This is a genomic window from Pseudoxanthomonas koreensis (assembly GCF_010093225.1).
Lineage (GTDB): Bacteria > Pseudomonadota > Gammaproteobacteria > Xanthomonadales > Xanthomonadaceae > Pseudoxanthomonas > Pseudoxanthomonas koreensis.
This window is the reverse complement of the sequence record NZ_PDWM01000009.1, coordinates 25770-51376: the sequence shown is the minus strand read 5'-3', so window position 1 is coordinate 51376 and position 25607 is coordinate 25770. Positions and strand designations below refer to the sequence as shown.

Genomic DNA, 25607 nt, shown 5'->3' with positions numbered 1-25607 from the left:
TGCGCTCAGCCGCGCTCCAGCATCGCCGGCAGCGGGCAATGCAGGACGGCGCACACGGTGCGCAGCAGCTCGGATTCGGCGACGCTGACGCGCTGGTCCTGCGAAACCGCGTCGACCAGCGCCTCCACCAGCATCTCCTTGGCCGGCGGCGCCAGCGCATCCAGCGGCGCCCACACCACATCCAGCGCCTGCACGCCGCCGGCCGGCGGCGCATACGGCAGGTGGTCGCGCGGCAGCACCCGCTGCAGGCCGGCCAGGTAGGCGCGCTGCGCCTGCCCCGGCTCGTCCGGATGCCCCGCCTGCGCCACCACCGCCAGCAGGGTGGCGAACTCCTGGCGCACGCCGGTGGCCTTGGTGCGGCCGAAGCGCGCGTGCCGCGACGGATCCAGCGCCTCGCGCACCTGCACCTGCAGCAGCTTCGACAGGCAGTATTCGAACACCGACACGCGGCCGTCGGTGTGGACCATCGCCTCGATGGTATCGAGGAAGACGTCCAGCTCCGGCCGCGGCCGCTGGCGCAGCGCCGGGAAGGCCAACGAGGCCAGCGGCAGGCGCAGCGCCGGGTGCAGTGCCTCCCGGTGCTGGCGGCGCAACTCGAAGGCCTGCGCCGCCGCGGCCTCGCCGCAACGGGCGACGATCTCGCTGCGCTGGCGCGCCGCGACCGCGCCGTCGGCATCCAGCAGCAGTCCCAGCAGCAGCGGCACCACCGCTTCGCGCTGCCGCGCCAGCGCGCGCAGTGCCGGATCCATGCCCTCGACCAGCTCGTGCGCGCGGCGGTAGTCGTCCTCGGCCGGCGCGGCGCCCGGGCGCGCCCCCATCGGCGGGGTGACCAGCAGTTGCGCGCCGGCGGCGGGCAGCGGCGGCGGCCCGCCAGCGCTCAACGCGCCTCCCTCGCCCTGCGTGCCCGCATCCCGCGCAGCCAAGCCCAGCGCCACGTCCTCGGCCAGGCCGTCCGGCGGCGCCGCGCGCCAGCGCGCCTCCAGCGCCTGCAGCTGGCGCGCGTCGAACGACGGCTCCAGCCGGCGGATGCGCTCGACCAGCGGCGGATGGGTGGCGAACAGCCGCGACAGCGAGGCCCCCTGGCCGAACAGCATGTGGCTCACTTCCTCGGCATCGGCCTTGTCCTGCAGCTTCGAGCCTGCGTCCAGCCCGCCGATCTTCTTCAGCGCCCCGGCCAGGCCGCGGGTCTGCCGGGTGAACTGCACCGCCGAGGCATCGGCCAGCAGCTCGCGCTGGCGGCTCACGCCGGCCTTGATCATCCGCCCGAAGAACACCCCGATCGCGCCCACCGCCATCGCCACCAGCGCGGCGATCAGCACCGGCGTGCCGTCGCGGCTGCGGCCCAGGCGGCCGTAGATGAGGATGCGCTGGCCGATCAGGCTCAGCATCAGGATCCCGAACAGCAGGCCGATCAGGCGGATGTTCAGGCGCATGTCGCCGTTGAGCACGTGCGCGAACTCGTGCGCGATCACGCCCTGCAGCTCGTCGCGGTTGAGCCGGTCCAGCGCGCCGCGGGTGACCGCGATGGCCGCGTCCGACGGGCTGTAGCCGGCGGCGAAGGCGTTGATGCCCGCCTCCTGCTCCATCACGAACAGCTTGGGCACCGGCACGCCCGAGGCGATCGCGATCTCCTCGACCACGTTGCGCAGCCGGCGCAGCGACGGGTCGCGGGTGTCCTCGGGAACGAAGGTGCCGCCCATCTGCGCGGCCACCACCGCGCCGCCGCCGCGCAGCGAGGCGATCCGGTACAGCGAGCCCAGCCCGATCACCAGCAACGTGGTGACGGTCGCCGCCGCGGTCGCGCCCCAGCTGCCGGTGAACAGCAGCGTGGCCAGGTCCACCGCCAGCACGATGCCGGCCACCGCCAGCGCGAACAGCAGCACCAGCCGGCCGGAGCCGCGGCGGGCCGCGGCCTGGTGCTCGAAGAAGTTCATGCGCGGACGCCCATGCCGGCCCGCTCACCACCGCCGCAGCAACATGCGCGGCGCGCTCAGAACTGGACCTTTGGCGCGTCGCGCACGTGCGCCTTGTCGGCCGGGATGTCGAGCAGCGCGGCGGCGGCGAAGTTGAACATGCCGGCGACCACGCTGGACGGGAACACCTCGCGCCGGTTGTTGTAGGCCATCACCGCATCGTTGTAGGCCTGCCGCGCGAACGCCACCCGGTTCTCGGTCGAGGACAGCTCCTCGGTGAGCTGCATCATGTTCTGGTTGGCCTTCAGGTCCGGGTACGCCTCGGCCACCATCATCAGCCGTCCGAGCACGCCGTTGAGCTGGCCCTGGCTGGCGGCCAGCTGCGCCATCGCCTCCGGCTCGCCCGGATGGGCCTTGGCAGCGGCCAGGCCGGACTGCGCCGCCGCACGCGCGGCGACCACCGCCTCCAGGGTCTCGCGCTCGTGGCCCATGTAGGCCTTGGCGGTCTCCACCAGGTTGGGGATCAGGTCGAAGCGGCGCTGCAGCTGCACATCGATCTGGGCGAAGGCGTTCTTCCAGGCGTTGCGACCGGTGACCAGGCCGTTGTAGATGCCCATGGCCCATAGTCCAAGGGCCACGATCACGCCAAAAAACACCAACAGGATCAACAAACTGCCCATTCATCTTCTCCTGGTTTGTGCATTCGCGAAAACCGGCGCTAGAATCGCCCGCAGCGGTAGCTTACAGGCATCATCAGCATGAAAGACGGGCGTCCCGGGCCGGCAAGGCCACGCAGGATCGGAGCACTGGCGGCGGGCTCACTGGTGCTGTCGCTGGCGATGGCACTGCCGTCGACCGCGCGGACACCGACGATGTCGCAGGCATCGCTGCCGCCGCCCACGCAGCCATTGCCGTACCGTACCTATGCCGGGGCCGCGGCCTTGCCGCCTGCGGCCGGATTCGACGTGGCGCGCTTCGAAGCGATGGCCGAACAGCTGGTCCAGGGCCAGCGCGTGCCGGGCCTGGCGATGGCGATCGTGCAGGACGGACGCATCCTCAGCGCGCGCGGCTATGGCGTCACCGACGTGGTCCGCCCGCAGCAGGTCGATCCGCACACCGTGTTCCGCCTGGCCTCGCTGTCCAAGGCGTTCGCCGGGACCATGGCCGGCCTGCTGGTCAACGACGGCAGCCTGCGCTGGGACAGCCGGGTCACCGACTACGTGCCGGGCTTCCATCTGGCCGACGCCGCCTACACCGGCCAGGTCACCGTGGCCGACCTGCTCAGCCACCGGATCGGGCTGAAGGCGCACAACGCCTTCGACCGCGACATCGAGGCCAACGCCGAGTACTACCAGGTCGCGCAGAAGCTGGGCAACGCGGCGCTGACCTGCGCGCCGGGCCAGTGCTACGCCTACCAGAACGTGGCCTTCAGCCTGGTCGGCGACGTGGTCTTCGCCGCTTCCGGCAGCTTCTACGAGCAGTCGGTGCAGAAGCGGATCTTCGAGCCGCTGGGCATGAACGACGCCAGCATGGGCCTGGCCGGGATCGAGTCGAGCACGCGCTGGGCGCGGCCGCACGTGCGCAGCCGCAACGGGTGGGTCTCGCTCAACCCCAAGCCCACCTACTACCGCCTGCCGCCGGCCGCCGGCGTCAACGCCAGCATCAGCGACATGGCGCAGTGGCTGCTGGCCCACACCGGCCATCGCCCGGACGTGCTGCCGGCACCGCTGCTGGCCACGCTGCATGCGCCGGTGGTGTCCACGCCGGGCGAGATGCGCTCGGGCTGGCGCCGCGACCGCGTCGATGCGGCCAGCTACGCGCTGGGCTGGCGAGTGTTCGACTACGCCGGCGAGGAGGTGGTGTTCCATGCCGGCGCGGTGCAGGGCTACCGCGGCATGGTCGCGATGCTGCCGGGCCGCGACCTGGGCATCGCCCTGCTCTGGAACAGCGAGAGTTCGCTGCCCAGTGGCCTGCTGCCGACCATCATCGACCGCGCCATCGGCCTGCCGGCCGAGCGCTGGCTGGACGTGGACATCGACTTCGGCGCCGACAACCTGATGGCCGACGGCGACACGCCGGCCGACGCTTCGGCGCAGGGCAGCTCCGCTTCCACCTCGGTCGCCTCGCCTCACTGAGGCCTGCGCCTGGCGGCGGGTGCTTCCCGCCGGCAGGGCGCGCATCACGACTGGCACCAAAAAAAACTCCCCCCCCGCTGGGCTTCGGGGAGGGAGTCATTCGGTACGGCTATCGGGGTTTGATCAGATCAGCGGAGCCGGGGTTGCCGGCAGCGCGACCGGGGCCGCCTTCTTCTTGGGGGCCTTCTTCTTGGCGGCCTTCTTGGCCGGCTTCTTGGCGGCCTTCTTCGCGGCCTTCTTCACGGCCTTCTTGGCGGCCTTCTTCGCAGGCTTCTTGGCAGCCTTCTTGGCAACCTTCTTCTTCGCGACCTTCTTGGCAGCCTTCTTGGCAACCTTCTTCTTCGCGACCTTCTTGGCAGCCTTCTTGGCGACCTTCTTCTTCGCGACCTTCTTGGCAGCCTTCTTGGCGACCTTCTTCTTCGCCGCCTTCTTCACCGCCTTGCGGGCGGCGGCCTTCTTCACGACCTTCTTGGCGGCCTTCTTGGCGACCTTCTTCTTGGCGGCCTTCTTCACCGCCTTCTTGGCGCCGGCCTTCTTGGCGACCTTCTTCACCGCCTTCTTGGCGGCGGGTTTCTTCTTCGCAGCTTTCTTCGTTGCCATGGTTGGCTCCTCGTCAGTGGACTACGGATGGGTAACGCCCAGTCGCGAAAACCCGCGGCGGCGACCGCCGGGGGGAGTTCCGTCGGCGCGGTACGCACGTCGATACGGATACGGGAAGACCCGCGCGTTGCGACGGCGCGGGCGGTAGATCGGGGTGGTCGCTGCTTTTCTTGGAGGGAAGCGGGCCTGTGATCCACCGATGAAGATCGTTCCTGGCGGATGCCCGAGTTGTGCTTCGCGTTGTGGTGTTGATTCGACTCACTCGCTTCGGCAGGCAGCGTCTGCTGGGCGAAACCTAATCACGGTTTTTTTCACTGTCAACACCCGCGCGCATTTTTCTCCCGGGCGGTTCGACCGGCGACCGCCGCCACGCGCGTCGTCCTGGAGTCGCGCGGCGCGCCCGACGACGACGACCAAACCGGGCGCCTCGTAAACGGATGCGAAAAACAAGTGATTTTTTGCAAGCGCTTCGACACACGCCGTCGCGGCGTAGCGGCGAAGGCCGATCACGATCGGTCCGGGAAGGCGCTAGATGCGACCTTCGGCGATCGAAAAAAAACTTTCCGGGGCCGCCTCCATTTCGCGCCGCACAAGCCGATTTGCGCAGAACTGCGCGAGCCCGAAGGCGGCGGCGATGCCGCTTCGCATGCCGTCCACGCGCCCCGCGAACCACCGCGCCACCCGCTCCGGCAACGATGCTTCCGCACTCGCCGGCAGCGGCCGTGGCGATCGCACACGGAAGCGGACACGGAAGCAGACACGCGTCGCCGACCACCGGCAATGGCCCCGGCACATGCGGAATCGCCATGCGCCCATCCCCGCCGGACACGGCCGGTTGCGCACGGCGGCGGCGATCGGCCGACTCCCCGGAAAAGAAGAACGCCCGCACATGGCGGGCGTTCTTCCGATGCATCCGGTCGGTGCGGACGGGCTCAGTCGTCCCCGTCCTCGACCAGCCCGGCGTAGTCGTCCGGCGAAAGCAGCTCGGCCAGCTGGTCGGGATCGGTGGACTCGACCACGAACAGCCAGCCCTCGCCGTAGGCGTCCTCGTTGATGGTTTCCGGCTTGTCGCCCAGCGCCGAGTTGACCTCGACGACGGTGCCGCTGACCGGGCTGTACACGTCGGAGGCGGCCTTGACCGACTCCACCACGGCGGCGGCGGTGCCCGCCTCGACCGCATCGCCGACGTTGGGCAGCTCGACGTAGACCAGGTCGCCGAGCAGGCCCTGGGCGTGGTCGGAGATACCCACGGTGACGCGGCCGTTGCCTTCGACGCGGGCCCACTCGTGGGACTTGAGGAACTTGAGATCGCCGGGGATATCGCTCATGGGGTGCTCCGGTCAGGCGATGGGGGGAAGTGGATGGAAGGATAGTCTAGCGGAGCGGTCCGCCGCCGGCGCAAGGGCTCAGCCGAGCACGCCCGGCTGGGCCTGGCCGTCGCGCACGAACGGGAACTTCACCACCCGCACCGGCACCTCGCGGCCACGGATGTCCACGCGCACGGCCCCGGGCTCGCCCGCCGGCACGCGCGCGAACGCGATCGCCTTGCCCAGCGTCGGCGAGAAGGTGCCCGACAGGATCTCGCCCTCGCCGCCGGCGGCAAGCACCTTCTGGCCGTGGCGCAGCACGCCCTTCTCGTCCATCACCAGGCCGACCATCTGGCGCGGCACGCCTGCCGCCTTCTGCGTCTCCAGCGCGGCGCGACCGACGAAGTCCCTGCCCTCGTCCAGCGCCACCGTCCAGGCCAGCGCCGCTTCCCACGGCGTGGTCGATTCGTCCATGTCCTGGCCGTACAGGTTCAGGCCCGCCTCCAGGCGCAGCGTGTCGCGCGCGCCCAATCCGGCCGGCTTCACCCCGGCCTCCAGCAGCGCGTTCCAGAACGCCACCGAGCGGTCTTCCGGCAGCACGATCTCGAAGCCGTCCTCGCCGGTGTAGCCGGTGCGCGCCAGGAACAGCGGCACGCCGGCGGCCGACTCGACCTCGATCGCGGCGAAGCGGCCCAGCTTCGACGCTGCGGCACGGTCGGACTCGCGCAGCAGGCCGATCATCTTCTCCCGCGCCAGCGGTCCCTGCACCGCGACGATGCCAAAGTCCGGGCGCTCGCTCACCGCCACGTCGAACGCGGCCGCCTGCTTCGCGATCCAGGCCAGGTCCTTGTCGCGGGTGGCGGCGTTGACCACCAGGCGGAAGAACGAGTCGCCCAGGTAGTAGACGATCAGGTCGTCGATGATCCCGCCGCGCTCGTCGAGCATGCAGCTGTACAGCGCCTTGCCCTGTACCTTGAGCTTGTCCACCGAGTTGGCCAGCAGGTGGCGCAGGAAGTCGCGGACGCGGGCGCCGTGCAGGTCGACCACGGTCATGTGGCTGACGTCGAACATGCCGGCCTCGCGCCGCACCAGGTGGTGCTCGTCGATCTGCGAGCCGTAGTGGATCGGCATGTCCCAGCCACCGAAGTCGACCATCTTGGCGCCGAGCGCGCGGTGGGTGTCGTTGAGGGCGGTCTTGCGGGTCATGGCGGTCTCGCGCGGGGGAAAGCCCCATTATCGCGGATTCCGCCCGGACCCGTTCCCGCCGTGGCGCACGGCCACCCGGGTGCGGACGGGCGGCGCCATCGCGCCGCCACCGCATTTGCTGGAACGCCGGCTCAGGCTTCCTGCACCTTCAGCACCATCCCGTCCACGGCGACCACGCGCACCGGCGTGCCGGCCGGCAGGTCCGGGCCCTCGACCGTCCAGAAGGCGTCGCCGAGCTTGATCCGGCCGCGGCCGCCGCTGATCGCCTGGTCCAGCGGCGCGACCAGGCCGATGGCCTGCGCGGCACGGCGGTTGAGCAGCGGCTGGTCGCTCTGCCGGCCGGTCTTGCGGAACCAGCGCCGGTAGACCTGGATCGAGACGAAGCTCAGCACGACGAACGCGGCCACCTGCGCCAGCACCGGGATCCCCGGCACCAGCAGCACGCCCAGGAACACCGCCGCGGCGGCGAAGCCCATCCACAGCATGAACGCGCCCGGCGCCAGCGTCTCGGCCGCCATCAGCAGCAGGGCCACCGCCGCCCAGGTCACCACGTCCCAGCGCATGGCTCAGTCCCCCAGCCGCGGCGGCGTGCGCTTCGCGGTCTTCTGCTGCTGCTCGCCCAGCGCCTCGCGGGCCAGTTCGGCGATGCCGGCGATCGAGCCGATCACGCCGCTGGCCTCCATCGGCATCAGCACGAACTTCTGGTTCGGCGCGGTGGCCAGCTCCTTGAACGCCTCCACGTACTTCTGCGCGACGAAGTAGTTGATCGCCTGCACGTCGCCCTGGGCGATCGCGTCGGACACCATCTTCGTCGCCTTGGCCTCGGCCTCGGCCAGGCGCTCGCGCGCCTCGGCGTCGCGGAACGCGGCCTCCTTGCGGCCCTCGGCCTCCAGCACCGCGGCCTGCTTCTCGCCCTCGGCGCGCAGGATCTCGGACTGGCGCGAACCCTCGGCGTCGAGGATCTGCGCGCGCTTCTCGCGCTCGGCCTTCATCTGCCGGGCCATCGAATCGACCAGGTCGCGCGGCGGCTGGATGTCGCGGATCTCGATCCGGGTGACCTTCACCCCCCAGGGGCTGGTGGCGTGGTCGACCACGTTCAGCAGTTGCGCGTTGATCGTCTCGCGCTGGCTCAGCGACTCGTCCAGGTCCATCGAGCCGATCACGGTGCGGATGTTGGTCTGGACCAGGGCGATCATCGCCACTTCCAGGTTGGCGACCTCGTAGGCGGCCTTGGCCGCGTCGAGCACCTGGAAGAAGACCACGCCGTCGACCTTGACCACCGCGTTGTCCTTGGTGATCACGTCCTGGCTGGGCACGTCCAGCACCTGCTCCATCATGTTGACCTTGCGGCCGACGCCGTAGACGACCGGGATCAGGAAGTGCAGGCCTGGGTCGAGCGTGTGGGTGTACTTGCCGAACCGCTCCACGGTCCACTCGTAGCCCTGCGGCACCATGCGCACGGTCTTGAACAGCACGATCACGCCAGCCACCAGCAGCACCAGCGCCAGGAAACCCGTCGAGAACATCCTTCCGCTCCTTGGCCGCATGCGGCCACTCCCTGATCCGGCTTCCAGTATAGGCATTGCCGGCGGCGCGGCCGGGCGTGGCGCCCTACTTGGTCAGGATCAGCTTGTCGTTGCTGGTGTGGCGCAGGCGGTAGAGCTTGTCGCCGTGGCGGATCAGGATCTCGCGGCGGCCCTTGAGCAGTTGCGCGCTGTCGAGCACGACATCGTCGCTGCCGGGCAGCGGCGTGGCGAGACGGGCCGGCTCGGCCTGCGGGAGGGAGAGGCGATGCACATTCATGGGTCGGTTCCGGCGGACGGGACCCCATGAATGGTAATTATTCTCATTTCCGTGTCAACAGGTGGTCAGGGCGCGGCGGCCACCTCCAGCTGCCGCCAGGACGACTCGTCCAGCTGCCCGGCCAGTTCCAGCGCCGACAGGTTCTCGATCAGCTGCGCGGTGCCGCTGGCGCCGAGGATCACGCTGCTCACGTGCGGGTTGCGCAGGCACCAGGCGATGGCCAGCGGCGCCGGCTTGTGCCCCAGCCCGGCGGCGACGGCCACGAAGCGCTGCGCGCGCTCCAGCCGCCGCTCCTCGCCCTGGCCGACCACCAGCCGTTGCAGCCAGCCGGCGTCGGGCTGGGCCAGCCTTCCCTCGCGATGCACGCCGTCGGCGTACTTGCCGGTGAGCAGGCCCGAGGCCAGCGGCGACCAGATCGTCGTGCCCAGGCCCAGTTCCGAATACAGCGGCGCGTACTCCAGTTCCACCCGCTCGCGGTGCAGCAGGTTGTACTGCGGCTGTTCGACCACCGGCGCGGCCAGGTGGTTGGCGCGGGCGAACCGGGCGGCCTCGCGGATCAGCGCCTCGGGCCATTCGGAAGTGCCCCAGTAGAGCACCTTGCCCTGCCGCACCAGCAGGTCCATCGCCGCCACGGTCTCGCCCACCGGCGTGTCCGGATCGGGGCGGTGGCAGTAGTACAGGTCCAGGTAGTCCACCCGCAGCCGCTTCAGCGCCGCGTGGCAGGCGTCGACCACGTGCTTGCGCGACAGCCCGCGCTGGGTCGGCCGCGGCTCGTCGACATCGCCGAAGAAGACCTTGCTGGACACGCAGTAGCCGTCGCGCGGCAGGCGCAGGTCGGCGATCACGTCGCCCATCACCCGCTCGGCCTCGCCCTGGGCGTAGGCCTCGGCGTTGTCGAAGAAGTTGATGCCGTGGTCCCAGGCCGCGGCGACCAGGTCGCGGGCCTGGCCGCGGCCGACCTGGCGGCCGAAGGTCATCCAGGTGCCGAAGGACAGTGCCGACAGCTGCAGGCCGGACGCGCCGAGGCGGCGGTAGTGCATGGGGCGTCTCCGGTGGAAAAACGCATTGTAGGGCGGGGATCGCGCCGCTGCCGTCGCGCGCGTCGCTTCATCGGGGGGGAGTAGCCCGTCAAGCGCGGCTCTACGGAGACGGGATGGTGAGGCCATCAGGTGGCCACGGCCGCGGGACGGGGCGACCGCCGACCTGCTAGGCTTTCGCAATTATTTAACATCCGCAGGGGATTCCATGTTCGAAGCACTGGGTCGGATCGGCTTCGGCCTGTTCGGGTTGGCCGTGCTGATCGGCATCGTCTGGCTGTTCTCGAACAACCGCCGCGCGGTGGACTGGAAGCTCGTCGCCACCGGCGTGGCCCTGCAGATCGCCTTCGCCGCACTGGTGCTGCTGGTGCCGGGCGGGCGCCAGGTGTTCGACTGGCTCAGCCATGGCTTCGTCGCCATCCTCGGCTTCGTCAACGAAGGCTCGAACTTCATCTTCGGCAGCCTGATGGACATACCGAAGAACGGCTTCATCTTCGCCTTCCAGGTGCTGCCGACGATCATCTTCTTCTCCGCGCTGATGGGCGTGCTCTACCACCTGGGCGCGATGCAGGCGGTGGTGCGGGCGATGGCCTGGGCGATCACCAAGGTGATGCGCGTGTCCGGCGCCGAGACCACCAGCGTGTGCGCCAGCGTGTTCATCGGCCAGACCGAGGCGCCGCTGACCGTGCGGCCGTACATTGCGCGGATGACCCAGTCCGAACTGCTGACGATGATGATCGGCGGCATGGCCCACATCGCCGGCGGCGTGCTCGCCGCCTACGTGGGCATGCTCGGCGGCGGCGACCCGGAGCAGCAGGCGTTCTTCGCCAAGCACCTGCTGGCGGCCAGCATCATGGCAGCGCCGGCCACCCTGGTGATCGCCAAGATCCTGGTCCCGGAGACCGGCGAGCCGCTGACCCGCGGCACGGTGAAGATGGAGGTGGAGAAGACCACCGCCAACGTGATCGACGCGGCCGCCTCCGGCGCCGGCGACGGCCTGCGCCTGGCGCTGAACATCGGCGCCATGCTGCTGGCCTTCATCGCCCTGATCGCGCTGGTCGACGCGCCGCTGAAGTGGTTCGGCGAGATCACCGGCATCGCCGCCTGGCTCGGCCAGCCGACCAGCCTGGCCACGATCCTCGGCTACGTGCTGGCGCCGATCGCCTGGGTGATCGGCGTGCCGTGGGAGGACGCCACCATCGTCGGTTCGCTGATCGGCCAGAAGATCGTGATCAACGAATTCATCGCCTACACCCAGCTGGCCAGCATCCTCAATGGACAGACCCCGGGGGTGACCCTGAGCCCGCAGGGTGCGCTGATCGCGACCTACGCGCTGTGCGGCTTCGCCAACTTCAGCTCGATCGCGATCCAGATCGGCGGCATCGGCGGGCTGGCGCCGGAGCGGCGCCAGGACCTGGCCCGCTTCGGCCTGCGCGCAGTGCTGGGCGGTTCGATCGCGACCTTCATGACCGCGATCATCGCCGGGGTGCTGACCCACCTCGCCTGACCGGCCTTGCCACGGCAGGCCCATGCGGCCTTCCGTTTCCGTTCTCCGTAACGCTTTCCCTGCAACAGGTACGCCCCCATGAATCCGGTCATCGTCGTCGGCTCCTTCAACGTCGACCACGTCTGGCGCTGCACCGAGCTGCCGGCGATGGGCGCGACCATCGCCGGCCAGTACGCCACCGGTCCCGGCGGCAAGGGCTTCAACCAGGCCGTGGCCGCGGCCCGCGCCGGCGCGCGCACCGCCTTCGTCTGCGCCCTGGGCGACGACGCCGGTGGCGCCCTCGCCCGCCAGCTGGCCGCCGCCGAGGGCATCGACCTGCGCGCCGAGGCCAGCGACCAGCCGACCGGCACCGCCGGCATCTACGTCGACGCGCGCGGCCGCAACAGCATCGTGATCGGCGCCGGCGCCAACGGCACCCTGGGCACCGCGCAGTTCGACGCCGACCCGGCGTTGCTGGACGGAGCGCGCGTGCTGCTGGCCCAGCTCGAGTCGCCGGTGGAGACGATCGAGGCGGTGCTGGCGGCGGCACGCGAGGCCGGCGTCACCACCGTGCTCAACCCGGCCCCGGCCAATGCGCAGAGCAGCATCGGCCTGCTGCGCCTGGCCGACGTGCTGACCCCGAACGAGACCGAGTTCGCCGCCCTGCTCGCCCGCCATGTCGGCGAGCGCATCGATGCCGAGGCGGTGGCCGCGCTCGACGGTGCCCGCCTGCACGCGCTGTGCCGCAAGCTGCTGCCGCACGGCAGCGTGGTGGTGACCCTGGGCTCGGTGGGCGTGTTCGTCTCGCACGCCGACGAGCAGGGCCACGGCGACGCGCAGGCCTACTACCGGGTCGGTGCCGAGAACGTGACCGCCAGCGACACCACCGGTGCCGGCGATGCCTTCAATGGCGCGCTGGTCGCTTCGCTGGCCACCGCGCCCGAAGCGGCGTTCGCGACCCACGTGCGCTTCGCCAACCGCTACGCCGCGTTGTCCACCGAACGGCCGGGCGCAGCGCTGTCGATGCCTTCGCTGGCCGAGGTCGGGGACCGCTTCGGCGCCTGACCGCGGCGTCCGCGGCGTCCGCGGCAAGTACATAACGAAAAACCAAGACCGCATCGCCTAGGCTGGCCGCACACCACCCGAAGGAGGCGTCATGGCAGGCAAGTTCGTGATCGGCAAGCGCAGCAACGGCGACTTCCAGTTCAACCTCAAGGCCGGCAATGGCCAGGTCATCCTTGCCAGCCAGGGCTATGCCGACAAGGGCGGTTGCCGGAACGGCATCGATTCGGTCCAGCGCAACGCAGCCGACGACGCCCGCTACGAGCGCAAGGTCTCGAGCAATGGCAAGTGGTTCTTCAACCTGGTCGCAGGCAACGGCCAGGTCGTCGGTACCAGCGAGATGTACGAATCCGAGTCCGGCCGCGACAACGGCATCGAATCGGTCAAGGCCAACGCGCCCGGCGCCACGATCGTCGACGAGACCGCCTGACTCGCTTGGCCCGGAACGCCCGGGCCGTCCGCGACCTCCGGACCCGGCACCGACCGGGTCCTCCCCCTGCCCGCCCGGCCGCAGGCCCTAGAATGGGGCCATGCGCATCGGCCCCCATTCCATCGAACCGCGCGTGATCCTGGCACCGATGGCCGGGGTCACCGACAAGCCGTTCCGGTTGCTGTGCAAGCGGATGGGCGCGGGGCTGGCGGTCTCGGAAATGACCATCAGCGACCCGCGTTTCTGGAACACGCCCAAGTCGCTGCGACGCATGGACCACGCCGGCGAGCCCGACCCGGTGAGCGTGCAGATCGCCGGCACCGAGCCGCGGCAGCTGGCAGAGGCGGCGCGCCACAACGTCGACCACGGCGCGCAGATCGTCGACATCAACATGGGCTGCCCGGCGAAGAAGGTGTGCCACGCATGGGCCGGCTCGGCGCTGATGCGCGACGAAGCCCTGGTCGGTCGCATCCTCGACGCGGTGGTCGCGGCGGTGGACGTGCCGGTGACGCTGAAGATCCGCACCGGCTGGGACGCGGCCAACCGCAACGCGCCGGCGATCGCGCGCATCGCCGAGGCCGCCGGCATCCAGGCCCTGACCGTGCACGGCCGCACCCGCGACCAGCACTACACCGGCCAGGCCGAGTACGACACCATCGCCGCGATCAAGGCCGGCATCGGCATCCCGGTGATCGCCAACGGCGACATCGATTCGCCGCAGCGCGCGGCGCAGGTATTGCGCGACACCGGCGCCGACGCGGTGATGGTCGGTCGCGCCGCGCAGGGACGGCCGTGGATCTTCCGTGAGATCGCCCACTACCTGGCCACCGGCGAAACGCTGCCGCCGCCGGCGATCGGCGAGGTCCGCGACATCCTGCTCGGCCACCTGCAGGCGCTGCACGCGTTCTACGGCGAGGAACAGGGCGTGCGCATCGCGCGCAAGCACCTGGGCTGGTATGCGAAAGGCCGGCCCGAACATTCCGCCGCACAGATGGCGTCCTTCCGCGCGGTGGTCAACCGCGCGCAGGGCGCCGACGAACAGATCGCGCTGACACGCGATTACTTCGACGCACTCGAGGCCGGCACGCAGGCCCTGCTGCACGACGCCGCATAGCCCGCGAAAAAGGTTGCTTCATGTAACCATCCATCGCTTGAACGTGACCTGGGACACCCTGCAATCCGGCACTTCGCAGTGCACGGCACGCGGCGCGACGCTGGGCACGCCGGGAACGCACCCGGCCCGTGGTCGAAAACCTTTCCCACGGCCCCACCCATGGGGCATGCGCCCCGGGAGGCAGTCATGTTTGCACGCATCGCCGTTGTCGCGGCCGCGCTGGCCGCCACGTCCCCCGCCCTCGCCGCCGAATCCGGCATCGCCGTCCTTTCCCGCGAAACCGGCGTCAGCGAACGCCATATCGCCATGGTGGTCGGCGCCCGCACCGCGTACGCCGAGTACCCGACCACCTTCAACCGCATCGAGCGCGAGTTGAAGACCGCCCTTGGCAAGGAAGGTTACCGGCTCCTGCAGGCCCGTGAAATCGGCATCGCCGTGGAGATCCATCGCGCACGGGTCGCAGCGGCCGCGGCCGCGCGCACGCAGGAACAGGCAACCGAGCCCCGGCGCCAGACCCGCGAGGGCTGATACTGCCCCGCTGGCGGCATCAACCGCCCGTGGCGGCCGCCTGCGCCGGCATGCCGTCGGCCGCGGGCGGCCGCCAGATGCGCCACCACATCCGGTCCAGCTGCCTGCGCGCTTCCCATGGCAGGCGCAGCTGCTCGGGCGGCATCTCGTCCCAGCCGCTTCCGTCGCGCCGCGCCACCGCGAACACGAAGGTGTAATCCGGCTCGGAACCCATGCGCAGGTCGGTGAGCTCCAGCCTGCCGTCGCGTTCGCGTGCCTTCATGAACCCATGGTTGAACCACGCCAGCCGGACGACGGCCGGAATGTGCGCGGCCTCATCCAGCGCCCGCACGTCGGAGGCATAGGCACGGAACACGATCGGCCCGTCGTCGGCGACCAGGGACCGTTCGCCTTCGACGAACCCCGAGGGCGTCATCGCCACCACCCGCCACAGCAGGGTGTTGAACGGCATCGGCACCGAGAAGCGCGGGGCGTCCTCCAGGCCCATCGCCGCCAGGCTGCGCTGCGCCTCGCGCTCGACCATGCCCTTGGCGACCAGCGACCAGCCCAGGTAGGCGCTGCCCAGCGCCAGCCCCGCGACCAGCGCGTGCTGCGCCAGCGGCCGCTCGCGCGCGAACCAGGCCACGATCCAGGCCAGCAGCAACCAGATGGTGTAGCCCGGGTCGATGATGAACACGCTCGACCACATCGTCGGCGGCACCGGCAGCGGCCACCACAACTGGGTGCCGTAGACGGTGAAGGCGTCCAGCAGCGGGTGGGTGACCAGCGCCAGCTGGATCGCCCAGAACCAGCGCCGCGGCGCTTCGGCGACGCGGCCGCGGCCGTAGCGGCGGAACAGCCACCACACCAGCCAGCCGACCAGCGGCAGTACGAACAGCGAATGGCTGAAGCTGCGGTGCACGGTCATCAGCGTCACCGGGTCGTCGCTGAACAGCATGATCGGCAGCGAATCCAGGTCCGGCAGGGTGCCCAGGACGGCGCCGGCAAGCAGCGCGGCGCGGCGGTGGTGGGCGGGAGCGATGGCGGCGGCGACCGCGCCGCCGAGCAGAATCTGGGTGAGGGAATCCATGCGCCGAATGCTAGCAGCCGGCCAGGCTGCGGCCGACGGCAACCGCATCCGCACGCAGCGCGGAGTCGGCGTCCGTTCACCGCATCGCGCGATCGCGCGACGGAATCAGGCCACGCGCGGCAGACGCCCGGCCCGGGGCGCACGCGACGGGAGCGCCGCCAGCACCTCGCCACGATGGGTCAGCAGGCGTAGCGTGCCGTCCATGTCCTCCACCAGCGCGGTCAGGCTTTCGACCCAGTCGCCGTCGTTGGCATAGACCAGGCCGTCGCGTTCGAACAAGCCCGCACGGTGGATATGGCCGCAGACGATGCCGTCCAGCCCGCGCCGGCGCGCGTCCTCCAGGCCGGCGTCGACGAAGCGCCCGATGTAACGCTCGGCGGCGCCGCTGCGGCGCTTGATCCAGTCCGACAGCGACCAGTAGCGCAGGCCGAGCCGGCGCCGGACCGCATTGGTCAGGCGGTTGCCGGTGAGGATGCGGTAGTAGAGCCAGTCGCCGAAGGCGAACTGCATGCCCCTGCCGGCGCGACGCCAGCCCCCTTGAGTCAAGGGGGCGATCGCATCGCCAGCTTCTGGCGATGCGATGGGGGATGTGGAAGCCAGCGCTTCGCCACCCGTTGGCATCGGCAGATGCCAACGGGTGGCGCCGTCGTAGTCGTCGCCATGCACGACCAGCAGGCGCCGGCCATCGGCCGTGGCATGGATCGCACGCCGGCGCAGCTGCATCGCCGGCAGCACCAGTCCGCAGAAGCGGCGCACGGGGCGGTCGTGGTTGCCGGGCACGTAGATCACCTCGGTGCCCGCGCGTGCCAGCGCGTGCAACGCCTCGACCACGCGCTGCTGCGCCGGCCCCCACGCCGCGCGCCGCTGCGCCATCCACCAGAAGTCGACGATGTCGCCGACCAGGTAGAGCTGCCCGCAGCGCAGGCCGGCGAGGAAATCGGCCAGCTCCACCGCATGGCAATGGCGCGAGCCGAGATGGACGTCGGAGAGGAAGACCGCGCGATGCCGCTCCGGCAGCTTCGCCACGGCCGGGGTCATGCCGGCGGCACCGTTTCGGCCGCCGGCGGCGACGGCGGCAGCGGCGCCCAGGGCGCGGCGTGCCGGCCACCACCACGCAGCCGCGGGCTGGCGCCCGGCTCCAGGCGGATCCGCCGCCCACGCGACGGCGCGGGGGGCATGGGCATTGGCGCGTGCAGCCAGGCATCGAACGGGGTTGGCGCGGTCGCGTCCATCGGACTTCCTCGGCGGTGGTCCTGCCGCGCAGCCTGCGCCGGGACTGCGACGCCGCGGTTGCAGCCGGGCGACACCCCGGTGACGCCGCCGCAGCCGCCTTGACCGCGGGCCAACCCGCCCTTCGGCACGATGCGCCCCGGCCCCCGTGCGTGTATCATTCGCGCCCATCTCTTCATCCGCATACAGGGATACACGCCAGTGTCCAGCTACCTCTTCACCTCCGAGTCGGTTTCCGAAGGCCATCCGGACAAGATCGCCGACCAGATTTCCGACGCCGTCCTCGACGCCATCCTGGCCCAGGACAAGCGCGCCCGCGTGGCCTGCGAGACGCTGGTGAAGACCGGCGCGGCGATCGTCGCCGGCGAGGTCACCACCACGGCGTGGGTCGACATCGAGGGCCTGGCCCGCTCGGTCATCAACCAGATCGGCTACGACAACTCCGACGTCGGCTTCGACGGCCACACCTGCGCGATCATCAACATGCTCGGCAAGCAGTCGCCGGACATCGCCGCCGGCGTGGACCGCAAGAAGCCGGAGGAACAGGGCGCGGGCGACCAGGGCCTGATGTTCGGCTACGCCTGCAACGAGGCCCCGGAATTCATGCCGGCGCCGATCTACTACTCGCACCGCCTGGTCGAGCAGCAGGCCAAGGTCCGCAAGAAGAAGAACTCGCCGCTGCCGTGGCTGCGCCCGGACGCCAAGTCGCAGGTCACCCTGCGCTACGACGACGCGCACAAGGTCATCGGCCTGGACGCGGTGGTGCTGTCGACCCAGCACGATCCGGGCGTGAAGCAGAAGGACCTGGTCGAGGGCGTGTACGAGCACATCCTCAAGCCGGTGCTGCCGAAGAAGTGGCTGGAAACGCTGCCGAAGAAGAAGGTCCACATCAACCCGACCGGGATCTTCGTGATCGGCGGGCCGGTGGGCGACTGCGGCCTGACCGGCCGCAAGATCATCGTCGACACCTACGGCGGCATGGCCCGCCACGGCGGCGGCGCGTTCTCGGGCAAGGATCCGTCCAAGGTCGACCGTTCGGCCGCCTACGCCGCCCGCTACGTGGCCAAGAACATCGTCGCCGCCGGCCTGGCCGACAAGTGCGAGGTGCAGGTCTCCTACGCCATCGGCGTGGCCGAGCCGACCTCGATCTCGGTCACCACCTTCGGCACCGGCAAGGTCAGCGACGAGCAGATCGAGAAGCTGATCCGCAGGCACTTCGACCTGCGCCCGTACGGCATCGTCAAGATGCTCGACCTGATCCACCCGGTGTACCAGGCCACCGCCGCCTACGGCCACTTCGGCCGCAAGCCGCAGCAGGTGACCTACACCGACGGCGCCGGCAAGAAGCAGGTCGCCACCGCGTTCTCGTGGGAGAAGACCGACCGCGCCGAAGCGCTACGCGCGGACGCCAAGCTGAAGTAAGCGGCCGGACATCGCCGCATGTGGAACGGGCCGCGCAAGCGGCCCGTTTTCTTTTCCGTCACCCGGTGTTCTGCACACCCTGGGAAACGCCGTTGACGCTGGCCACCAGCGCCCGCAGCAGTGCCTCGTCCTCGCGGCCGCTGGCGCGCCAGCGCTTGAGCAGGTCGGCCTGGAGCACGCTGATCGGATCCACGTAGGGGTTGCGCAGGCGGATCGACAGGGCCAGGCGCTGGTCGTGCTCGAGCAGCCATTCGTTGCCGTTCAGGCGCAGCACCCATTCGCGGCTCAACGCGTGCTCGGCCTCGATCGCGGGGAAGAACTCCGCGTGCAGTTCCCCGCCGGCCAGCCGCGAGAACATCGCCGCGATGCCCATGTCGCCCTTGGCCAGGACCATCGACACGTCGTCGAGGAAGATCTTGAAGAACGGCCAGTCGCGGCCCATCCCGCGCAGCACCTCCTCGCCGTGGGCCTCGACCGCCGCCTTCAGCCCGCTGCCCACGCCGTACCAGCCGGGGATCACCGCGCGCGACTGGCTCCAGGCGAATACCCACGGGATCGCCCGCAGGTTGGACAGCGCCGCGTCCTGGCCGAGCCGGCGCGAAGGCCGCGAACCCAGGGTCATGCGCTCGATCACGTCGATCGGGGTGGCGCCGCGGAAATAGTCCATGAACCGCGGCGCGCCGACGAAGGCGCGGTAGGCCCGGCTGCTGGCCGCGGCCACCGTGGCCATGACTTCGCGCCACTGCGCCTCGCGCGGCTCCGGCGGCCGCGGGCGGATGCTGGACACCAGCACCGCGGCGGTGCCCTGCTCCAGCGAGCGCAGCGCCAGCGCGCGGATGCCGAACCGGCGATGGATGGCCTCGCCCTGCTCGGTGATCCGCAGGCGCCCGTCGATGCTGCCGCGCGGAGATGCATCCACGCCGCGTCCGGTCTTGCTGCCGCCACGGCTGAGCGAACCGCCGCGGCCATGGAAGAAGGTGAGCCTGATGCCAAGTTCGCCGGCCACCTGCATCAGCTCGACCTGGGCCCGCTGCAGGCCCCAGCGCGAGGCGGCGATGCCGCCGTCCTTGCCGCTGTCCGAATAGCCCAGCATCACCATCTGCACGTCGCCGCGCGCGGCCAGGTGGGCGCGGTAGACCGGGTCGGCGAGCAGGTCGCGCAGGGTGTCCGGGCCGTGGCGCAGGTCGTCCACGGTCTCCAGCAGCGGGGCGATGTCCAGCGGCACGTTGCCGTCGCCATCGACCAGCCCGCCGCGGCGGGCCAGCGCCAGCACCGTGAGCACGTCGGCGCGGCTGCGCGCCATCGAGATGATGTAGGCGCCCAGCGCATCGGTGCCGTGGCGGTTGCGGGCGTCGCCCCGTGCCGAGAACACCGCATCCAGCCGCGGGGTCCCCGCCTCTTCCGTGCGCGCCAGGATCCGCGCGCCGCTGGCGTAGGCGCCGAGCACGCCGGCCTGTTCCGCCGGCCCACGCGACTCCCAGTCCGCGTCGCCCAGCGCGGCGGCCACGGCGCGCGCATGCACGCCCGACTCCTGGCGCACGTCCAGTCGCGCCAGGTGGAAGCCGAACGTGCGCAGGCGCCACACCAGCCGGCGCACCGAGAACCAGCCGGCGTGCACGCCGCGGTTGTGCTCCAGGCTCTGCCGGACCAGGTCGATGTCGGCGGCGAACTCCTGCGGCGAGCCATAGCCTTCGGCGCGTTCGTCGAGCGAGGCCTGCAGGCGCGCGCGCATCAGGTCGATCAGCAGCCGGTACGGCATGTCGGCATGGCGCGGCCGGGCGGCTGCGGCCGCTTCCGGCAGCAGCGTGCGGTAGCTTTCGACCCGCGCCAGCACCGCCTCGTCCACCGCGACCACGCCGGTGGTCTGGCTCAGCACCCGGGTCAGCTGCTGCAGTTCGGCCAGGTACTTGCCGAGGATCGCGCGCCGCTGCGCATCGAGCGTGCTGCGGATGGTGTGCGCGTCGACGTTCGGATTGCCGTCCATGTCGCCGCCGACCCAGGTGCCGAAGCGCAGCAGCCGCGGCAGCTCGGTGGCGATGCCGAAATGCTCGCCGAGGGCATGCTCGAGGGTCTCGTAGAACGCCGGCATCACCCGGTACAGCACCTCGGTGAGGTAGAAGCCGACGTGCTCGCGCTCGTCCTCCACGCCCGGGCGCACCGGCGAGGAATCGGCGGTCTGCCAGGCCGAGGTCAGGGCCATGCGGAAGCGGGCAAGGTCGGCGGCGCGCTCGCCCGGCGTGCGCGTGCCGTCGAGGTCGTCGACCAGCGCGGCGACCATGATCTGCTCCTTCTCCAGCAGCGCGCGGCGCACCGCTTCGGTCGGATGCGCGGTGAACACCGGCTCGATGTCGATCCGCTCCAGCCAGTCGCGCAACTCCTCCGGTGAAACGCCCTTCTGCTTGAGCCGCAGCAGTGCGTCGTGCAGGCTCTCCGGCTGCGGCTTGCCGGTATCGGCGCGCTGGTAGTCGCGGCGGCGGCGGATGCGGTGCACGCGCTCGGCGATGTTGACCACCTGGAAATAGGTACTGAAGGCGCGCACCAGCGACTCGGCGTGCGCCGGCTCCAGCCCGTCCAGCAGCGCCGCCAGCGACTCCATCGAACCGCCGTTCTGGCGCCGGGCGATGGCGGTGGTACGGACCCGCTCCACTTCCTCCAGGAACGCCGGCGAGACCTGTTCGGCCAGCATCTCCCCGACCAGTGCGCCCAGGCGGCGCACGTCGTCGCGCAGCGGCAGGTCCGGCGGGGCGAATTCGAGCTGTCGGGGGGCGTTCATCGACGCACCTCGTTAGGGAGCCTGCAGGGCGGAGGACCGAGCTTAGCCGCGTCTTGTGCGGCGCCGCAAAAGTTTCAGCAGCACCCATCGGCGCGGTCGCCGCGCGCGCCCGTACGGGCGCGGCCTTGTCGCCTGGACAGGCCGCGCCACCCGGTCAGTTCGCCGCTTGCGTACGCTCCGTCGCGGGGCCGCGCACGTGCTGCTGCAGCCAGTCGTCGGTTTCGGCCAGCATGTGCAGGATCGACTCGCGAGCGCGGTAACCGTGCGACTCGTTCGGCAGCATCACCAGCCGGGCATTGCCGCCCAGGCCCTTGACCGCGGCGAACATGCGCTCGCTCTGCATCGGGAACGTGCCCGAGTTGTTGTCCTGCTCGCCATGGATCAGCAGCAGCGCATCCTTGATCCGGTCGGCATGGTTGAACGGCGACATCGCCAGGTAGGTGTCCTGCGCCTGCCAGAAGTTGCGCTCCTCGGACTGGAAACCGAACGGCGTGAGCGTGCGGTTGTAGGCGCCGCTGCGGGCGATGCCGGCCTTGAACAGTCGGCTGTGCGCGAGCAGGTTGGCGGTCATGAACGCGCCGTAGGAATGGCCGCCCACCGCCACCCGCTGCGGATCGCCGACGCCGCGCCGGGCCAGTTCGTCCACCGCCGCCTGCGCGCTGGCGACCAGTTGCTGGATGTAGGTGTCGTTGGGTTCGGTATCGCCTTCGCCCACGATCGGCATCGACGGATCGTCGAGCACGGCGAAGCCGCGGGCCAGGAGCGGCAGCGGGCCCCAGTAGCTGACCCGGTTGAAGCGGTACGGCGAGTCGGTGACCTGGCTGGCCGCCTGCGCCGACTTGAACTCCTGCGGGTAGGCCCACATCAGCACCGGCAGCGGGCCGTCGCGGCGGGCGTCGTAGCCGGCCGGCAGGTACAGGGTGCCGGTCAGTTCCACGCCGTCGGCGCGCTTGTAGCGGATCTGCTCCTTGCCGATGTCGCGCAGCTGCGGGGTCGGGTGCGGGAAGGCGGTCAGCGCGCGCAGCGGCTGCGCCGCGGCGGCGTCGCGCACGTAGTAGTTGGTCGGCTCGACCGGCGACTCGCGGGTGGTCAGCAGGCGGGTGCCGCTGTCGTCGAGCAGCGCCTGCGGCGCTTCGTAGAACGGTGCCTGCGAATGGAACAGGCGCTCGGCCTTGCCGCTGGCCAGGTCGTAGCGGTCGACGAACGGGCGATCGCCTTCCGCCGAGGCGCCCTCGCCGAGCAGGAACAGACTGCCGCCATCGGCACTCGCCAGCAGGCGCTGGCGGCCGGCCGCGTCGGCCACCGTGGCCGGGCGGCCGGGGTCGGCGTAGCGGTCCTCGTAGGAACGGTCGAACAGCAGTTGCGGCGCCTGCGCCGGCGCGTCGGGGCGGATCCGCCAGCTCTTGATGCGCCGGGTCTTCCACCAGAACTCGTCGAGCACGGCCAGGTCGCCGCGGCCCCAGGTAATGCCGGCGTAGCGCGAACCGAGGTCGGCCAGCTTCGCCGGCACGCCGGCGAACGGCGCGGCGTGCATGAACACAGCGTCGCGCACCGCTGCTTCCCGCGCCGGATCGCCGCCGTCCTGGGCCTCGGCCCAGGCCAGGGTCGCCGGTGCGTCGGCGCGCCAGGCGATGGAGCGCACGCCGGCCGGTACCGCGTCGTTGCCGGTGGGCAGGCCTTCCACCAGCGGCAGCCGCGCCACGATGTGCACGCTGCGTCCGCTGGCGGCGTCGAGCACCTCGATCACGCGCGGGAAGCGCATCAGCGGCACCAGGTAGGAAAACGGGCGCTCGACACGCTGGGCCAGCACGTAGCGGCCATCGGGCGAAGGCGAGGTCGATGTGTACAGCCCCGCCGCGCCCAACCGGGTCACCTTGCCCTGCAGGTCGACGCGGGCCAGCTGCGAGACCAGGTAGTGCTCCAGGGCCAGTGCGTCGTTCTCGTTGCGCAGCAGGTCCTGGTACGTGCGCACCGAACGCACGCCGGCGCCGGCCTCGGTCTGCTGCACGTTCGGACCGGCCGGCACCGCGTCGGCCGGCGGCAGCGGGCCGGGATCGGCGGCCTGCAGGCGCACGAGCAGGCCGCGGCTGTCCGGCAGCCAGGTGTAGCTGCGCCCGGCGACGGTGTTCAGGCCGCCGGCGAGCCGGCGCGCGCTGCGCGCCACCACGTCCACCAGCCACAGCTCGTTGGCACCGCTGGCGCGGTCGATCCTGTTCAGCGCCAGCCAGCGCTGGTCCGGCGACCACTCCAGCGTGGCCAGGCCCAGTGGCTGCGGCAGGCCGGCGATGCGCTGCTCGGCGCCACTGGCCACGTCCAGCAGCCACAGGTCGGTGCCGAACACGAACTGGCTGCCGGCGTGCACCCGCGGATGGAAGCGCAGGCCGGCGAGCTTCAGCTCGGGCTGGGCGACGACATCGATCGCCGGCAGGTCCGGCATCCTCCCCATCGCGGCCAGGGCGCGGCGCGGCGACAGGCTCAGCTGCGGCGCACGCGGCGCATCGACAATGGCGCGCAGGTCGGCGACCGGTTCTCGATACACGGTGCCGGCCGCCCCCCCCGCTGCCTGCGCCGCGGCCTGCGCCGCGGCCGGCGGCGACCAGCCCCAGGCCAGGGCGGCGCCCAGCGCGAGGGCGGGCAGGACGGCGGCGGCGCGGCGCGGACGTGCGAAACGCGGGGGGTCGAGGCGGAGCTCAGTCGGTCGGCAGGCGGGCATCGGCAGGTTCCGGTCGCGGCAATCCACTTGGATATCACGCCCCCGCCAGCGGCGGCCCGTGACGAAAGTCCGGGCCGCCGTGATTGTCCCCCCGGGTCATCCATCGATCCGGGTCGGCCGATATAATGCGCGGCGCCCGCCGAGGGGCGCTGCGACCGTGGACGAAGCGGGTTTTCCCGCCGGAGCCCGCACCCCAGGTGCGGTGCCCGATCCGCGGCCAGGCTCGGCAGGCTCCCCATAGCGACAACGGCGCCCGGCGAAAGCGAGAGTTCCTCTCGCCATTGACCCGGAGCATTGCATGAACGCCGTAGCCAAGACCTTTTCGACCGCGGGCGACTACAAGGTCGCCGACATCTCCCTGGCCGACTGGGGCCGCAAGGAGATCGACATCGCCGAGCACGAGATGCCGGGCCTGATGTCCATCCGCCGCAAGTACGCCGCCGCGCAGCCGCTCAAGGGCGTGCGCGTGACCGGCTCGCTGCACATGACCATCCAGACCGCGGTGCTGATCGAGACCCTGAAGGACATCGGCGCCGACGTGCGCTGGGCCTCGTGCAACATCTTCTCGACCCAGGACCACGCCGCCGCGGCGATCGCCGCCTCGGGCACCCCGGTGTTCGCCTGGAAGGGCGAGTCGCTGGAGGAATACTGGGACTGCACCCTCGACGCGCTGACCTTCACCCTGGCCGACGGCACCCTGACCGGCCCGGAGCTCGTCGTCGACGACGGCGGCGACGTGACCCTGCTGATCCACAAGGGTTACGAGCTGGAGAACGGCAGCGACTGGGTGAACACGCCGTCGGGCAACCACGAGGAGCAGGTGATCAAGGACCTGCTCAAGCGCGTGGCGAAGGAGCGTCCGGGCTACTGGACCCGCGTGGTCAAGGACTGGAAGGGCGTGTCCGAGGAGACCACCACCGGCGTGCACCGCCTCTACCAGCTGGCCGAGGCCGGCACCCTGCTGGTGCCGGCGATCAACGTCAACGACTCGGTGACCAAGAGCAAGTTCGACAACCTGTACGGCTGCCGCGAGTCACTGGCCGACGGCCTCAAGCGGGCGATGGACGTGATGCTGGCCGGCAAGGTCGCCGTGGTCTGCGGCTACGGCGACGTCGGCAAGGGCTCGGCCGCCTCGCTGCGCGCCTACGGCGCCCGCGTCGTGGTCACCGAGATCGACCCGATCTGCGCGCTGCAGGCGGCGATGGAGGGCTACGAGGTCAAGCCGGTCGAGGACACCCTCGGCGAGGCCGACATCTACGTCACCACCACCGGCAACAAGGACATCATCACCCTGGCCCACATGCAGGCGATGAAGGACCAGGCCATCGTCTGCAACATCGGCCACTTCGACAACGAGATCCAGGTCGATGCGCTGTACGCCTCGGGGGCGGTGAAGACCAACATCAAGCCGCAGGTGGACAAGTTCACCTTCTCCAATGGCAACAGCATCTTCCTGCTGGCCGAAGGCCGGCTGGTGAACCTGGGCTGCGCCACCGGCCACCCGTCGTTCGTGATGTCCAACAGCTTCTCCAACCAGACCCTGGCCCAGATCGACCTGTGGGCGAACAGGGACAGCTACGCGGCCAAGGTCTACATCCTGCCGAAGAAGCTGGACGAGGAAGTGGCGCGGCTGCACCTGGAGAAGATCGGGGTGAAGCTGACGAAGCTGACCCGCGACCAGGCCGACTACCTCGGCGTGCCGGTCGAAGGCCCGTACAAGCCGGAGCACTACCGCTACTGAGCGGGGCGCGGCAACACCCTTGAAAACGGAACGGGCGC

Annotated in this window: 22 protein-coding genes and 1 riboswitch; of the genes, 8 read left to right on the top strand and 14 right to left on the bottom strand. The window is 70.7% G+C overall.

Annotated elements, in window-relative coordinates:
- Positions 1-5 precede the first annotated feature (5 nt).
- Positions 6-1934 (bottom strand): M48 family metallopeptidase, encoded by a 1929-nt coding sequence (locus tag CSC64_RS04570; protein WP_162434145.1) that lies wholly within the window; start codon positions 1932-1934, stop codon positions 6-8.
- Between the two features lie 56 nt (positions 1935-1990).
- Positions 1991-2593, bottom strand: a complete 603-nt coding sequence (locus CSC64_RS04565; RefSeq protein WP_162434144.1) for a LemA family protein — start codon at positions 2591-2593, stop codon at positions 1991-1993.
- A gap of 78 nt (positions 2594-2671) precedes the next feature.
- Here CSC64_RS04565 and CSC64_RS04560 point away from each other — a divergent pair, with 78 nt between their 5' ends.
- A complete protein-coding gene (locus CSC64_RS04560) occupies positions 2672-4048 on the top strand; it encodes a serine hydrolase domain-containing protein (protein ID WP_162434143.1) in 1377 nt (458 codons plus the stop codon).
- A 123-nt stretch (positions 4049-4171) separates the two neighbouring features.
- Here CSC64_RS04560 and CSC64_RS04555 read toward each other — a convergent pair whose 3' ends face one another.
- The 7 genes from CSC64_RS04555 to CSC64_RS04525 form a co-directional block, all read right to left on the bottom strand.
- A complete protein-coding gene (locus CSC64_RS04555) occupies positions 4172-4648 on the bottom strand; it encodes a histone (protein WP_162434142.1) in 477 nt (158 codons plus the stop codon).
- 932 nt (positions 4649-5580) lie between these two features.
- Positions 5581-5976: a glycine cleavage system protein GcvH gene (gene gcvH, locus CSC64_RS04550; RefSeq protein WP_162434141.1), complete on the bottom strand. Its 396-nt coding sequence runs from the start codon at positions 5974-5976 to the stop codon at positions 5581-5583.
- A gap of 78 nt (positions 5977-6054) precedes the next feature.
- Entirely contained in the window at positions 6055-7161 is a 1107-nt protein-coding gene (gcvT, locus tag CSC64_RS04545; RefSeq protein WP_162434140.1) for a glycine cleavage system aminomethyltransferase GcvT, read from the bottom strand.
- A 131-nt stretch (positions 7162-7292) separates the two neighbouring features.
- A complete protein-coding gene (locus CSC64_RS04540; RefSeq protein WP_162434139.1) occupies positions 7293-7724 on the bottom strand; it encodes an NfeD family protein in 432 nt (143 codons plus the stop codon).
- A gap of 3 nt (positions 7725-7727) precedes the next feature.
- The gene (locus CSC64_RS04535) at positions 7728-8687 is read right to left on the bottom strand and encodes an SPFH domain-containing protein (RefSeq protein ID WP_162434138.1); all 960 of its coding nucleotides are present in this window, start codon (positions 8685-8687) and stop codon (positions 7728-7730) included.
- 85 nt (positions 8688-8772) lie between these two features.
- Positions 8773-8964, bottom strand: a complete 192-nt coding sequence (gene hemP, locus CSC64_RS04530) for a hemin uptake protein HemP (protein ID WP_162434137.1) — start codon at positions 8962-8964, stop codon at positions 8773-8775.
- A gap of 65 nt (positions 8965-9029) precedes the next feature.
- Entirely contained in the window at positions 9030-10004 is a 975-nt protein-coding gene (locus tag CSC64_RS04525) for an aldo/keto reductase (RefSeq protein WP_162434136.1), read from the bottom strand.
- Positions 10005-10209: 205 nt separating this feature from the next.
- Here CSC64_RS04525 and CSC64_RS04520 point away from each other — a divergent pair, with 205 nt between their 5' ends.
- The 5 genes from CSC64_RS04520 (at position 10210) to CSC64_RS04500 (ending at position 14621) form a co-directional block, all read left to right on the top strand.
- The gene (locus CSC64_RS04520) at positions 10210-11508 is read left to right on the top strand and encodes a NupC/NupG family nucleoside CNT transporter (RefSeq protein WP_162434135.1); all 1299 of its coding nucleotides are present in this window, start codon (positions 10210-10212) and stop codon (positions 11506-11508) included.
- Positions 11509-11586: 78 nt separating this feature from the next.
- Entirely contained in the window at positions 11587-12552 is a 966-nt protein-coding gene (locus CSC64_RS04515; RefSeq protein ID WP_162434134.1) for a ribokinase, read from the top strand.
- A gap of 91 nt (positions 12553-12643) precedes the next feature.
- Positions 12644-12979, top strand: a complete 336-nt coding sequence (locus CSC64_RS04510; protein WP_162434133.1) for a YegP family protein — start codon at positions 12644-12646, stop codon at positions 12977-12979.
- A 100-nt stretch (positions 12980-13079) separates the two neighbouring features.
- Positions 13080-14093 (top strand): tRNA dihydrouridine synthase DusB, encoded by a 1014-nt coding sequence (gene dusB / locus CSC64_RS04505; RefSeq protein ID WP_162434132.1) that lies wholly within the window; start codon positions 13080-13082, stop codon positions 14091-14093.
- 186 nt (positions 14094-14279) lie between these two features.
- Entirely contained in the window at positions 14280-14621 is a 342-nt protein-coding gene (locus CSC64_RS04500; RefSeq protein ID WP_162434131.1) for a hypothetical protein, read from the top strand.
- Between the two features lie 19 nt (positions 14622-14640).
- Here the strand turns inward: CSC64_RS04500 and CSC64_RS04495 are convergent, their stop codons facing one another.
- The 3 genes from CSC64_RS04495 to CSC64_RS04485 all read right to left on the bottom strand — a co-directional run bounded on the left by CSC64_RS04495 (position 14641) and on the right by CSC64_RS04485 (position 16922).
- Complete coding sequence (locus CSC64_RS04495; RefSeq protein WP_162434130.1) at positions 14641-15690, bottom strand: metal-dependent hydrolase; 1050 nt, start codon at positions 15688-15690, stop codon at positions 14641-14643.
- Between the two features lie 105 nt (positions 15691-15795).
- Positions 15796-16728 (bottom strand): UDP-2,3-diacylglucosamine diphosphatase, encoded by a 933-nt coding sequence (locus tag CSC64_RS04490; RefSeq protein WP_162434129.1) that lies wholly within the window; start codon positions 16726-16728, stop codon positions 15796-15798.
- Positions 16725-16922 carry a hypothetical protein gene (locus CSC64_RS04485; protein WP_162434128.1) on the bottom strand — a complete coding sequence of 66 codons (198 nt, stop codon included), beginning with the start codon at positions 16920-16922 and terminating at the stop codon, positions 16725-16727. The genes CSC64_RS04490 and CSC64_RS04485 overlap by 4 nt, the downstream gene beginning before the upstream one ends.
- A gap of 199 nt (positions 16923-17121) precedes the next feature.
- Here CSC64_RS04485 and metK point away from each other — a divergent pair, with 199 nt between their 5' ends.
- Positions 17122-18342 carry a methionine adenosyltransferase gene (gene metK / locus CSC64_RS04480; protein ID WP_162434127.1) on the top strand — a complete coding sequence of 407 codons (1221 nt, stop codon included), beginning with the start codon at positions 17122-17124 and terminating at the stop codon, positions 18340-18342.
- 58 nt (positions 18343-18400) lie between these two features.
- On the opposite strand, the gene ppc is transcribed toward metK, so the two are convergent.
- Positions 18401-21115: a phosphoenolpyruvate carboxylase gene (gene ppc / locus CSC64_RS04475; RefSeq protein WP_162434126.1), complete on the bottom strand. Its 2715-nt coding sequence runs from the start codon at positions 21113-21115 to the stop codon at positions 18401-18403.
- Positions 21116-21269: 154 nt separating this feature from the next.
- On the bottom strand, positions 21270-23828 hold the full coding sequence (locus CSC64_RS04470) for a S9 family peptidase (RefSeq protein ID WP_162434125.1): 2559 nt from the start codon (positions 23826-23828) through the stop codon (positions 21270-21272).
- Between the two features lie 135 nt (positions 23829-23963).
- A riboswitch (S-adenosyl-L-homocysteine riboswitch) is annotated at positions 23964-24090 on the top strand.
- 36 nt (positions 24091-24126) lie between these two features.
- On the opposite strand from CSC64_RS04470, the gene ahcY reads away from it, so the two are divergent.
- A complete protein-coding gene (gene ahcY, locus CSC64_RS04465; protein WP_162434124.1) occupies positions 24127-25569 on the top strand; it encodes an adenosylhomocysteinase in 1443 nt (480 codons plus the stop codon).
- Positions 25570-25607 lie beyond the last annotated feature (38 nt).

Bases quoted from the DNA above. Each gene is read 5' to 3' on its own strand.
- CSC64_RS04565 (WP_162434144.1), bottom strand. From the start codon at position 2,593: ATGGGCAGTTTGTTGATCCTGTTGGTGTTTTTTGGCGTGATCGTGGCC.
- hemP (WP_162434137.1), bottom strand. From the start codon at position 8,964: ATGAATGTGCATCGCCTCTCCCTCCCGCAGGCCGAGCCGGCCCGTCTC.
- CSC64_RS04515 (WP_162434134.1), top strand. From the start codon at position 11,587: ATGAATCCGGTCATCGTCGTCGGCTCCTTCAACGTCGACCACGTCTGG.
- gcvH (WP_162434141.1), bottom strand. From the start codon at position 5,976: ATGAGCGATATCCCCGGCGATCTCAAGTTCCTCAAGTCCCACGAGTGG.
- CSC64_RS04490 (WP_162434129.1), bottom strand. From the start codon at position 16,728: ATGACCCCGGCCGTGGCGAAGCTGCCGGAGCGGCATCGCGCGGTCTTC.
- CSC64_RS04520 (WP_162434135.1), top strand. From the start codon at position 10,210: ATGTTCGAAGCACTGGGTCGGATCGGCTTCGGCCTGTTCGGGTTGGCC.
- CSC64_RS04540 (WP_162434139.1), bottom strand. From the start codon at position 7,724: ATGCGCTGGGACGTGGTGACCTGGGCGGCGGTGGCCCTGCTGCTGATG.
- ppc (WP_162434126.1), bottom strand. From the start codon at position 21,115: ATGAACGCCCCCCGACAGCTCGAATTCGCCCCGCCGGACCTGCCGCTG.
- CSC64_RS04560 (WP_162434143.1), top strand. From the start codon at position 2,672: ATGAAAGACGGGCGTCCCGGGCCGGCAAGGCCACGCAGGATCGGAGCA.
- gcvT (WP_162434140.1), bottom strand. From the start codon at position 7,161: ATGACCCGCAAGACCGCCCTCAACGACACCCACCGCGCGCTCGGCGCC.
- CSC64_RS04500 (WP_162434131.1), top strand. From the start codon at position 14,280: ATGTTTGCACGCATCGCCGTTGTCGCGGCCGCGCTGGCCGCCACGTCC.
- CSC64_RS04470 (WP_162434125.1), bottom strand. From the start codon at position 23,828: ATGCCCGCCTGCCGACCGACTGAGCTCCGCCTCGACCCCCCGCGTTTC.
- CSC64_RS04495 (WP_162434130.1), bottom strand. From the start codon at position 15,690: ATGGATTCCCTCACCCAGATTCTGCTCGGCGGCGCGGTCGCCGCCGCC.
- CSC64_RS04555 (WP_162434142.1), bottom strand. From the start codon at position 4,648: ATGGCAACGAAGAAAGCTGCGAAGAAGAAACCCGCCGCCAAGAAGGCG.
- ahcY (WP_162434124.1), top strand. From the start codon at position 24,127: ATGAACGCCGTAGCCAAGACCTTTTCGACCGCGGGCGACTACAAGGTC.
- CSC64_RS04570 (WP_162434145.1), bottom strand. From the start codon at position 1,934: ATGAACTTCTTCGAGCACCAGGCCGCGGCCCGCCGCGGCTCCGGCCGG.
- CSC64_RS04535 (WP_162434138.1), bottom strand. From the start codon at position 8,687: ATGTTCTCGACGGGTTTCCTGGCGCTGGTGCTGCTGGTGGCTGGCGTG.
- CSC64_RS04485 (WP_162434128.1), bottom strand. From the start codon at position 16,922: ATGGACGCGACCGCGCCAACCCCGTTCGATGCCTGGCTGCACGCGCCA.
- CSC64_RS04525 (WP_162434136.1), bottom strand. From the start codon at position 10,004: ATGCACTACCGCCGCCTCGGCGCGTCCGGCCTGCAGCTGTCGGCACTG.
- dusB (WP_162434132.1), top strand. From the start codon at position 13,080: ATGCGCATCGGCCCCCATTCCATCGAACCGCGCGTGATCCTGGCACCG.
- CSC64_RS04510 (WP_162434133.1), top strand. From the start codon at position 12,644: ATGGCAGGCAAGTTCGTGATCGGCAAGCGCAGCAACGGCGACTTCCAG.